The organism is Streptomyces sp. NPDC059696 (genome assembly GCF_042733745.1).
GTDB lineage: Bacteria > Actinomycetota > Actinomycetes > Streptomycetales > Streptomycetaceae > Streptomyces.
The window spans coordinates 1-10,952 of the sequence record NZ_JBHWFG010000039.1; the positions used below are offsets into that span (position 1 = coordinate 1).

Here is a 10,952-nt window from a genome sequence, read left to right on the forward strand (position 1 = left end):
ACCCCCCACACCCTCACCCCCCGCCAACGAAAGAGGTACACCCGCATGCGTACGCGCACCCTCCTCACCTTCACCGCTGCCGTCGCCGCCCTGGGCCTCGCCGCCCCCGCCTCCGCGGCCGACACCCCCGTGCTGACGACCACCGACGGCGCGGCCGTCGCGGTCGGCGATGTCCTCGACGCGTCCCTGGCGAGCGGCACCGCCGCCACCTTCTACTCCAGCGCGACCGGCACCAGCGGCATCTCCTGCACCAAGTCGGCGTTCTCCGCGACCGTCACCGACAACCCGGCCGCGCCCGGCACCGCCACCGAGTCCTTGACCTCGCACAGCTTCGACACCAGCGGCTGCACCACCAACGTCGTCGGCGTCCTCGGGGTCAGCGGCATCACCGTCGACAACCTGCCCTACACCACCAGCGTGACCTCCGGCGGCACCGTCTCCGTGACCCCGGCCGCGGGCTCCACCGTCCAGTCCACGGTCAAGCTGCGCACCCTGCTCGGCAGCGTCACCTGTGTCTACCAGGCCCCCGGCCTGACCGGCACCGCGAGCAACGCCGACCACAGCATCGCCTTCACCAACCAGCAGTTCACCAAGGTGTCCGGCTCGTCGCTGTGCTTCGCCAACGCCTTCTTCACCGCCAAGTACGCCCCGGTGAACAAGGGCGGCGTCGCCGTCAACGTCAACTAGCCGCAGCGGCGGGACCCGTTCAGCGCCGCCGCAGTCGTACGGCCAGGGTGGCGCCGCCGGTGAGCAACAGCACCGCCGCGGCGCCGCCCGCCAGCAGGGGCGCGGACGGGCCGGACGACGGGCCGGAGGTGGTGGCCAGCGGCGTGTGATCGCCTTGCGGCGCGGGCCCGGAGGACCGCGCCACAGGGCTCGCCGCCGGCTTCTGCTTCTGCTTCTCCTTCGCCGGCTCGCTCTGCCGCCCGGCCGTCCCCTCCTGCGGCTCCTCCCGCTTCTCCTCCCGCTGCTTCTGCGGCTCCCTCCTGGCCTGAGGGAACACCACGTCCGAGCAGGAGTAGTAGGTGTCGGGCGTGCTGCTGTTCTGCCACACCGTGTACAGCACGTGCCGCCCGGTCCGGTCGGACGGCAGCGTGGCCTCGAAGCGGTACGCGCCGTCCGTCAGGGGCGGGTCCGTCACCTGGGCGAAGGGTTTCGCGAGCAGATCGGACCAGGACAGCGGGCGGGACGGGTCGTAGCCGGGCTCGGTCAGATACATGCGGAACGTGCCGGTGTGCGGGATCGTCGAGACGTACCGCATCCGCAGGGTCGCGCCCGGCGTCATCCGGGTGGCCGGCCAGTCGGCCCGGGCGAGGTCGAGGCCCCGGTAGGCCGGCAGCCCCCCGCTGCACAGCTTCCCGTCCGGGACGACCTGCCGGTCCCGGCCGTTCACGTTCGCCACCCGCAGGTTGTCCCACGCCGTGAACGGCGCGCCGTTCGCGGCGACGGCCGCTCGGCACGCCGCCGTGCCCGTGCGCTCACCACCCTCGGGGGAACAGGCCACCACCCGGCTCACCGGGTCCGTCGGAGCGCCGTGCGCCCGGGCCGGCCCCGCCGCGAACAGCGGCAGCAGCAACGGGGTGACGAGGGCGGCCGCCAGTGCGGTGCGGTGTGCGGTCGTACGAGGCATCCGTCTGCTTCTCCTCGGCCCGGGGCGGCGACGTTCGGTAGTGCAGTACGGGAAATCGGCCCGACGCGTTCATCACGCCACGACCTGCTCGAAAAAGGGTCCTTCGGGCGCCCGACCACCCGTCATAGAGGGTGGGGCGGGCGTCGGATCGAGGGTTTCCCCCGTATCCCGGTGACCTTCTCTTTGCCTATCGTTCGACCACTGCTGACTCACAGGTAACCCCGAACGGGTCCGCTCGCACTCCACGCCTGGCCGGCCATCGCGTCGCTCTTCGCTTTTCGAACCACCCCCCTGCGCTTCGACGACGAAGCGAGTCCACCGCCGCTCCCTTCAGACCGGAGCCGGCCACGAAAGGCATTGACCGTGCGTACCTCCCCAGAGCTCAGACGGAAGCTCATATCCGTCGCCGCCGTCTCCGCCGCCCTGCTGACCGCTGTCCCCGCCTCGGTCGCCGTCGCCCAGGAGTCCGCCCCCGGCCCGGCCTCGGTCCCGGCCGCCCGGACCGAAGCCGCCCCCGGTCTCCAGGCCGAGCGCCTCATCGTCGGCTACAAGTCCGGCGCCACCGAGGCCACCTCCGACAAGGCGGCGGCCGCCGACGCCGCGTCCAAGGCCGAGAAGACCGGCGAGGACGTCGACTTCCAGCGCCGCCTCGGCACCGGCGCCGCCCTCGTCGAGCTGGGCACCCACCCCAACCGTGCCTCCGTCGCCGACGTCGTCGCCCAGTACGAGGCCGACCCGCAGGTCGCCTACGTCGTCCCGGACCGCCTGAACAAGCCGACGGCCGTCACCCCCAACGACACCGAGTACAGCAAGCAGTGGGACCTCTTCGAGTCCACCGCGGGCATGAACGTCCCCGGCGCCTGGGACACCACCACCGGCAGCGGTGTCACCGTCGCCGTCATCGACACCGGCTACGTGGCCCACTCGGACCTGGCCGCGAACATCGTCGGCGGCTACGACTTCATCTCCGACACCGCCGTCTCCGTCGACGGCAACGGCCGTGACAGCAACCCGGCCGACCCGGGCGACTGGTACAACGACAACGAGTGCGGCCAGGGCATCCCGGCCTCCACCTCCTCCTGGCACGGCACCCACGTGGCCGGCACCATCGCGGCCGCCACCAACAACGGCAAGGGTGTCGCCGGTATCGCCCACGGCGCGAAGATCTCCCCGGTCCGCGTCCTCGGCAAGTGCGGCGGGTACGACTCCGACATCATCGACGCCATCACCTGGGCGTCCGGCGGCACCGTCTCCGGCGTGCCCGCGAACACCAACGTCGCCAAGGTCATCAACATGAGCCTCGGCGGGGGCGGCGCCTGCTCCTCCGCGACTCAGAGCGCCATCAACGGCGCCGTGAACCGCGGCACCACGGTCGTCGTCGCGGCCGGCAACGAGAACCAGAACGTCTCGAACGCCTCCCCGGCGAACTGCAACAACGTCATCGCGGTCGCGGCGACCAACCGCGCCGGCAGCCGGGCCTCGTACTCCAACTACGGCTCGCTGGTCGACATCGCCGCCCCGGGCGGCGAGACCCGCACCGCCACCGCCAACGGCATCCTCTCCACGCTGAACTCCGGCACGAAGACGCCGTCGAGCGAGAACTACGCCTACTACCAGGGCACCAGCATGGCCACCCCGCACATCGCGGGCCTCGCCGCCCTGGTGAAGTCCGCCAACTCCGCCCTCACCCCGGCCCAGATCGAGTCGGCCATCAAGGCCAACTCCCGTCCGCTGCCCGGCACCTGCTCCGGCGGCTGCGGCGCGGGCCTGGCGGACGCCGCCAAGACGGTCCAGGCCGTGAAGGGCGGTACGTCCACCGGCACGACCTTCTCCAGCACCACCGCGGTCGCCATCCCGGACAACGGCGCGGCCATCGAGTCGCCGATCACCGTCACCGGCCGCAGCGGCAACGCCCCCTCGGCCCTCCAGGTCGGTGTGGACATCACCCACACCTACCGCGGGGACCTCGTCATCGACCTGGTCGCGCCGGACGGTTCGACGTACCGCCTGAAGTCCGCCGCGTCGGACTCGGCCGACAACGTGAACACCACGTACACGGTGAACGCCTCCAGCGAGGCGGCCAACGGCACCTGGAAGCTGCGCGTCCAGGACACCGCCGCGCAGGACACGGGCACCCTCAACGGATGGAAGCTGACCTTCTGATTCTCGTGATCCTCGAGATCCTCGTGCGGGAACGCTGAACGAGGCAGGCCACAGAGCGGGCGGGCCGGCCGGTGCGGATGGGGCACCGGCCGGCCCGCCTTTACGTCTGGCCCCACTTCCCCCACGGTTAGATACCGAACGCGCTGTTTTCTTTCACCGGTTGCGCTTGTTTTGCCGGATGTGCACCCGCACTTCGGCACACCGGTGGGGTGAGGGCCCTCTCAGGGTGAGTTATCGTGTACGGCGGGTAAAAACAAACGGCATGACCCGTTCATTTCTGTCCCGGGAGAGTTCAGCCGATGGCGAGGCAGTTGCGAGCCGAGCAGACCCGCTCGACGATCATCACGGCCGCCGCTGACCTGTTCGACCGTCGCGGCTACGAATCGACCAGTCTCAGCGACATCGTGGAGCACGCGTCGGTCACCAAGGGTGCCCTCTACTTCCATTTCGCGGCCAAGGAGGATCTCGCCCACGCGATCCTCGAGCTCCAGTCGCACACCGCCCGCCGGCTGGCGACGGAGACCGACAACCGCGGCCACACCTCCTTGGAGGCGCTGATGCGCCTCACGTTCGGCATCACCCGCATGTCCGTCGAGGACCCGGTGCTGCGCGCCGGGCTGCGGCTCGCCACGGGCGGGATCCGGCCCCGGCCGCCGCTGAGCCACCCGTTCACGGAGTGGCTGGACATCGTCACGGCCCGGCTCGTGGGCGCGGTCAAGGAGGCCGACGTCCATCCGGACGTCGACATCGACGTCGTGGCCCACTCGTTGGTCTGCTTCTTCGTCGGCACCCGCGTCGTGGGCCGCTCCCGCGAGCCCGTCGCACGTCAGCCCCGCCGGACGGCCGAGATGTGGAACATACTGATCCGCGGTCTGGTCCCGGTGACCCGCCGGGCGCGTTATCTGAGCCTGGCCGCGCGCCTGGAGCGGGAGATCGCCCCCGTCTGAGCCGGGGCCGGGCGGCTCGGCCCGTACCAGGGGCACGCGCGTTACGGTGAGGCGCATGCCCGACACCCCCTCCGCGCCCCTGCTCCTCGGCAACCAGCCGGGTTCCTTCCCGCACAGCGTGCTGGCCGAGCGGCACCCCGCGATCATCAAGCAGGTCCGCGAGGCCTTCCCGTACACACCCGCGCAGCACCGCGCCCTCGACGAACTGCTCGTCGACTGCACCGAGGGCGTGATCGAACCGCTTCCCGCCGACGCACCCGACCGTGACCACTGGCAGGCCTGGGGACTGCCCGAGTACACCGGCCGGTCCTGGTTCGACGTGCCGTGGCTCTGGTCCGAGAGCTGGTTCTACCGCCGACTGCTGGAGGCCGTCGGCTGGTTCGGCCCCGGTCCCTGGCAGGGTATCGACCCCTTCCGCCCGTTCAAGCTCGCCGAACTCGACTCCGCCGAGACCGACCAGGAACTCGCCGCCCTCGACGACCTCGCCGCCCGCCCCGCCGCCGAACAGGCACAGGCCCTGCTGCACGGCTCCCTGTGGGGCAACCGCGCCGACCTCGGTTTCCGGCTCTCCGCGCAGGGCGCCCGGGACGCGGACGCCGTGCCCGGCCTGGTCGCCGACGACAGCGACCGGCTCTGGTCGCTGCTGGACCGTGCCGACGGCGCCACCCTGTGCCTGGTCGCCGACAACGCGGGCCGCGAACTCGTCCCCGACCTCCTGCTCATCGCCCACCTCCTGGAGAGCGGCCGCGTCGAACGGGCGGTCCTGCACGTCAAGCCGTACCCCTACTACGTCTCCGACGCGACCACCGCCGACGTCGTCGACGCCCTGCGCCGGCTGACCGGCGCCGGGGGAGCGGCCGCCGGGTACGGGCGGCGGCTGTGGTCCGCCCTGGCCGACGGCCGCATCGTCCTGCGCGCCCACCCCTTCTCGAGCGCCCCGCTGCCCTACGAGGAGATGCCCGCCGACCTGCGCGCCGAGTTCGCCTCGGCCACGCTGACGATCGTCAAGGGCGACCTCAACTACCGCCGCCTGGTGGGTGACCGGCTCTGGGCCCCGACCACGCCGTTCGCCGACGTCACCGCCCACTTCCCCGGTCCGGTCGCCGCCCTGCGCACCCTGAAGTCCGACGTGATCACCGGCCTCGACGCACCCACCGAGGCCGCCCTGGACGCGGCGGAGGACGGACGCTGGCGCACCGGCGGCACGCACGCACTGATCCAGGTGAGGGTCCCCGGCTAGGTCACCTCATCTCCAACGCGCCCGCGTTCCCGGTCGATTCACGCGATGGTGTGATCATGTTCCGCCCCGCGGATGCCGTCGCGGGGCGCCGGGTAGGGCGAGGCCATGACGCAGCCGTTCCAGCTCCCGCACTTCTACATGCCGCACCCCGCGCGGCTGAACCCGCACGTCGACGAGGCCCGGGCCCATTCGACCGCGTGGGCGCGCGAGATGGGCATGCTGGAGGGGTCCGGCGTCTGGGAGCAGGCCGACCTGGACGCCCATGACTACGGCCTGCTCTGCGCGTACACCCACCCCGACTGCGACGGCCCCGCCCTCTCCCTCATCACCGACTGGTACGTGTGGGTCTTCTTCTTCGACGACCACTTCCTGGAGAGGTACAAGCGCACCCCGGACCGGGCCGCCGGGAAGGCCCACCTGGACCGGCTGCCCCTCTTCATGCCGCTGGACCTGTCCGCTGCCGTACCGGAACCCGAGAACCCGGTCGAGGCGGGCCTCGCCGACCTGTGGGCGCGCACGGTGCCGAGGATGTCCGAGGACTGGCGGCGCCGCTTCGCCGTGGCCACCGAGCACCTCCTCAACGAGTCGATGTGGGAGCTGTCCAACATCGACGAGGGGCGGATCGCCAACCCCGTCGAGTACATCGAGATGCGCCGCAAGGTCGGCGGCGCCCCCTGGTCGGCGGGGCTCGTGGAGTACGCGACCGCCGAGGTGCCCGCCTCCGTCGCCGGCACCAGGCCGCTGAGGGTGCTGATGGAGACGTTCTCCGACGCCGTGCACCTGCGCAACGACCTGTTCTCCTACCAGCGCGAGGTCGAGGACGAGGGGGAGAACAGCAACGGCGTGCTCGTCCTGGAGACCTTCTTCGGCTGTACCACTCAGGAGGCCGCCGACACCGTCAACGACGTCCTCACCTCCCGCCTCCACCAGTTCGAGCACACGGTGTTCACCGAAGTGCCCGCGGTGGCCCTGGAGAAGGGGCTCCGGCCGGACGAGCTCGCGGCCGTGGCGGCGTACACCAAGGGCCTGCAGGACTGGCAGTCCGGCGGGCACGAATGGCATCTGCGCTCCAGCCGCTACATGAACGGCGACGCGGTGCGCGGCAGCGGCCCCTGGCCGGGGCACACCGGCTTCGGCACGTCCGCCGCCGATGTGCGCGGCCTGCTCACGACGGCCGGAGCGCAGCGGCTGCGCTCCTTCGCCCACGTCCCGCACCAGAAGGTGGGGCCGTCGCGCATCCCCGAGATCCGCATGCCGTTCCCGCTGCGCCTCAGCCCGCACCTCGACCACGCCCGCAGCAGCCTGCGCGCCTGGGCGGACCGCATCGGCATCCTCGCCGAGGGCGTCTGGGACGAGGACAAGCTGCGCGCCTACGACCTGGCGCTCTGCTCGGCCGGTCTGGACCCGGACGGCACGTCCGAGGCGCTCGACCTCAGCGCGCAGTGGCTCGCCTGGGGCACCTACGGCGACGACTACTACCCGCTGGTCTTCGGCCGCCGCCGCGATCTCGCCGCCGCCCGGCTGACCACGGCCCGCCTGTCCGCCTGCATGCCGGTCGACGGCGAGGAACCGCTGGTCCCGGCCGACGCCATGGAGCGCGGGCTGGCCGACCTGTGGGCACGCACCACCGCGCGGATGACGCCCGAGGCGCGGCGCACCTTCAGGAACGCGGTCGACGTCATGACCGAGAGCTGGCTGTGGGAGCTGTCCAACCAAGTGCACAACCGCGTGCCCGACCCGGTCGACTACCTGGAGATGCGCAGGGCGACCTTCGGCTCCGACCTCACCCTGAGCCTGTGCCGGATGGGACACGCCCCGGCCGTCCCGCCGGAGGTCTACCGCAGCGGTCCGGTCCGCTCCCTGGAGAACGCGGCGATGGACTTCGCGTGCCTCGTCAACGACGTCTTCTCCTACCAGAAGGAGATCGAGTTCGAGGGCGAGATCCACAACGCGATCCTCGTCGTGCAGTCCTTCTTCGGCTGCGACTACCCGACCGGGCTCGGCATCGTGCACGACCTGATGAGCCAGCGCATGCGCCAGTTCGAGCATGTCGTCGCCCACGAACTGCCCGTCCTGTACGAGGACTTCCGGCTCGACGCACAAGCGCGCGCGGCGATGGAGGGGTACGTGGCGGACCTGCGGAACTGGCTGTCCGGCATCCTCAACTGGCATCGGGAGGTGGACCGCTACAAGGACGCGTGGCTGTCCCGGCGCGCCCACGGCTTCCTCCCGGACCGGCCGCCCGCGGTGCCCGTGCCCGCCCTGCGCTGAGGCGGCGATTTCCAGCCGGATCGCCGCGGAACGGGACATGACGGAACCCCCGGTGGTGCGCCGAGGTCTTCCCGGGTGAGGGGAACACACGACGCACCACGGGGGATTCACCGTGACCGAGATCATCGAAAAGCCGGCCGGCGCCATGGAGGCGGGAACTCCGGCGCAGACACCCGCACCGGCCGAACTGGCGCCGTACGTCGCGCCGTTGACCGTCCCGCCGGTCCTGCGCCCCGCCTCGGGGGACGTCCTGCGCGAGACCGAGATCGCCCTGCGGCCGGCCTGGACACGTCTGCACCCGCAGCTCCCGCCGACCCTGATGTGGGGCTACGACGGCCAGGTGCCGGGCCCGACCATCGAGGTCCGGCGCGGACAGCGGGTCCGCATCGCCTGGACCAACCGCATCCCCGAGGACGGCGAGTACCCGGTCACCTCCGTCGAGGTGAAGCTGCGCCGGGACGGCCGCCCGCAGGCGAGCACCGAACCGGGGCGCGAGGGTGCGGAGCCGAACAAGGACGTCGCCGCGCTGCCCGCCTGGTCCGTCACGCACCTGCACGGCGCCCGGACGGGCGGCGGCAACGACGGCTGGGCCGACAACGCGGTCGCCTCCGGCGACGCCCAGCTCTCGGAGTACCCGAACGACCACCGGGCCGTGCAGTGGTGGTACCACGACCACGCCATGAACATCACCCGGTGGAACGTGATGGCGGGCCTGTACGGCACCTACCTCGTCCGCGACGACGAGGAGGACGCGCTGCTGCTGCCGTCCGGGGAGCGGGAGATCCCGCTGCTGCTCGCCGACCGCAACCTCGACACCGACGAGGACGGCCGGCTCAACGGACGCCTGCTGCACAAGACCGTCGTCGTCCAGGACGCGAATCCGGAGACGGGCAAGCCGGTCTCCCTTCCGTTCACCGGCCCGTACACCACGGTCAACGGCCGGATCTGGCCGTACGCCGGCGTCGAGGCGGGCTGGTACCGGTTCCGGCTGGTCAACGCCTCCAACGCGCGCATCTACGACCTCGTCCTCGTCGACGAGGAGAACAACCCGGTGCCAGGAGTCCTGCACCAGATCGGCAGCGACGGCGGGCTGCTGCCGCGCCCGGTCCCGGTCGACTTCGACGCGGCGCTGCCCACGCTGACCGCCGCCCCGGCCGAACGCTTCGACCTGCTGGCCGACTTCCGCGGCCTCGCGGGCCGGACCCTGCGCCTGGTCAACAAGGGCCGCAACCAGCCGCCGGGTGTGCCGGACCCGGCGGGTGACGTGCCCTACCCGGCCGTCCTGGAGTTCCGGATCGGCGAGACGTGCGAGCCGGACAGCTTCGAGCTGCCCGCGGTGCTGTCGGGTTCCTTCCGCCGTCTCACCCACGACATCGGGCACGGCCACCGCCTGGTCGTCCTCACCCCGCCCGCCACCAAGGGCGCCGGCGGGCACCCCGAGATCTGGGAGATGACGGAGGTCGAGCACCCGGACGGCGTCCAGGTCCCGGCCGACGGCGTCATCCAGGTCACCGGCCCGGACGGCACGACCAGGACGTACCGGCGCACGGCGCGGACCTTCAACGACGCCCTCGGCCACACCGTCGCCGAGGGCAGCCACGAGCAGTGGAGCTTCCTCAACCTCGCACCCATCGTGCACCCCATGCACATCCACCTGGCCGACTTCCAGCTCCTCGGCCGGGACGCCTACGACGTGTCGGGCTTCGACCCGGCGGTGGGCGGCACCCGGACGCCGATCCGCCACGACGCGGGCACCGGCATCCCGCTCGCGCCCAACGAACGCGGCTGGAAGGACGTCTTCCGGGTGCCCGGGAACCAGATGCTGCGCGTCATGGGGAGGTTCGAGGGCGCGCACGGCCGCTTCATGTACCACTGCCACCTGCTGGAGCACGAGGACATGGGCATGATGCGGCCCTTCGTCGTGATGCCCGCGCAGGTGCTGAAGTTCGACCACGGCGGGGCGCACGGCGGCCACGGGGAGGGGCACACCGGCTGATCCCTGACCCTGCGGGGCCCCGGTCAGTCTCACTCGTTCGTGGCTCGTCGGCCGACGGTGCGCCGGGTAGAGCACCTGCCGTGATCGCCTCCGGGCTCCGCCGGAGGCGATCGGCACCTTCCGGAGGCGAGCCATGGAACAGACCGCGCTGCGACCCAAGCCGATGCCGGGGCAGGACCCCGAGGGGTGCGCGCCGGCGACGGGGCCCGGCCCGTCACGGCCGCGCCCGCACGCCGCCCGGCGGCGGGGGAGACGGATCCTCAACGTCCTGCTCGCCGGGTTCACCGGTGTGGTCCTCGTGCTCTGCGGGATCGGCGTCGGGGTGATGGGCACCGCGGTGCTCGGCAAGGGCGGGCGCTTCGACCCGCGAGGGTGGCCGCACACGCCCTCGCCGGCCGGCCCCACGCCCGCCCCGGCACCCGCCCCGGCACCCTCCGCGTCCGCCACCGCGACGCTCGGTGTGCAGGTCATGGACGGGCGGAAGCCGGGGGCCGTGGTCGTGGGCCTGCACGTCCCCGGGCCCGCGCAGGCCGCCGGTCTGATCCGCGGCGACGTCCTCCTGGCTTTCGGCGCGACCCGGATCGACACGGCGGCAGACCTGGTCCGGGCCGTCGCCCGCGTCCGCCCGGGCGCCGAGGTCAGGCTGACGGTCCGGCACCGGGGCGGCGGCTACGAGCAGCTGACCCTCGTACCGGCCGTCGCCGC

Annotated in this window: 8 protein-coding genes; 7 read left to right on the forward strand and 1 reads right to left on the reverse strand. The window is 72.0% G+C overall.

Features of this window, described 5'->3' with window-relative positions:
• The first annotated feature begins 45 nt into the window (after positions 1-45).
• Positions 46-687 carry a Tat pathway signal sequence domain protein gene (locus ACFV20_RS31320; RefSeq protein WP_385662808.1) on the forward strand — a complete coding sequence of 214 codons (642 nt, stop codon included), beginning with the start codon at positions 46-48 and terminating at the stop codon, positions 685-687.
• 19 nt (positions 688-706) lie between these two features.
• Here the strand turns inward: ACFV20_RS31320 and ACFV20_RS31325 are convergent, their stop codons facing one another.
• Positions 707-1,630: a lytic polysaccharide monooxygenase gene (locus tag ACFV20_RS31325; RefSeq protein ID WP_385662810.1), complete on the reverse strand. Its 924-nt coding sequence runs from the start codon at positions 1,628-1,630 to the stop codon at positions 707-709.
• Between the two features lie 363 nt (positions 1,631-1,993).
• Between ACFV20_RS31325 and ACFV20_RS31330 the strand changes: the two genes are divergently transcribed.
• The 6 genes from ACFV20_RS31330 to ACFV20_RS31355 all read left to right on the forward strand — a co-directional run.
• A complete protein-coding gene (locus tag ACFV20_RS31330) occupies positions 1,994-3,793 on the forward strand; it encodes a S8 family serine peptidase (protein ID WP_385662812.1) in 1,800 nt (599 codons plus the stop codon).
• A 299-nt stretch (positions 3,794-4,092) separates the two neighbouring features.
• Positions 4,093-4,740: a ScbR family autoregulator-binding transcription factor gene (locus ACFV20_RS31335; RefSeq protein ID WP_385662814.1), complete on the forward strand. Its 648-nt coding sequence runs from the start codon at positions 4,093-4,095 to the stop codon at positions 4,738-4,740.
• Between the two features lie 55 nt (positions 4,741-4,795).
• Positions 4,796-5,980 (forward strand): damage-control phosphatase ARMT1 family protein, encoded by a 1,185-nt coding sequence (locus ACFV20_RS31340; protein WP_385662816.1) that lies wholly within the window; start codon positions 4,796-4,798, stop codon positions 5,978-5,980.
• A 105-nt stretch (positions 5,981-6,085) separates the two neighbouring features.
• The gene (gene cyc2, locus ACFV20_RS31345; RefSeq protein ID WP_385662818.1) at positions 6,086-8,251 is read left to right on the forward strand and encodes a germacradienol/geosmin synthase Cyc2; all 2,166 of its coding nucleotides are present in this window, start codon (positions 6,086-6,088) and stop codon (positions 8,249-8,251) included.
• A gap of 112 nt (positions 8,252-8,363) precedes the next feature.
• Complete coding sequence (phsA, locus tag ACFV20_RS31350; protein WP_385662820.1) at positions 8,364-10,247, forward strand: O-aminophenol oxidase PhsA; 1,884 nt, start codon at positions 8,364-8,366, stop codon at positions 10,245-10,247.
• Positions 10,248-10,380: 133 nt separating this feature from the next.
• The coding region (locus tag ACFV20_RS31355) for a PDZ domain-containing protein (protein ID WP_385662823.1) at positions 10,381-10,952 on the forward strand (572 nt) is incomplete at its 3' end.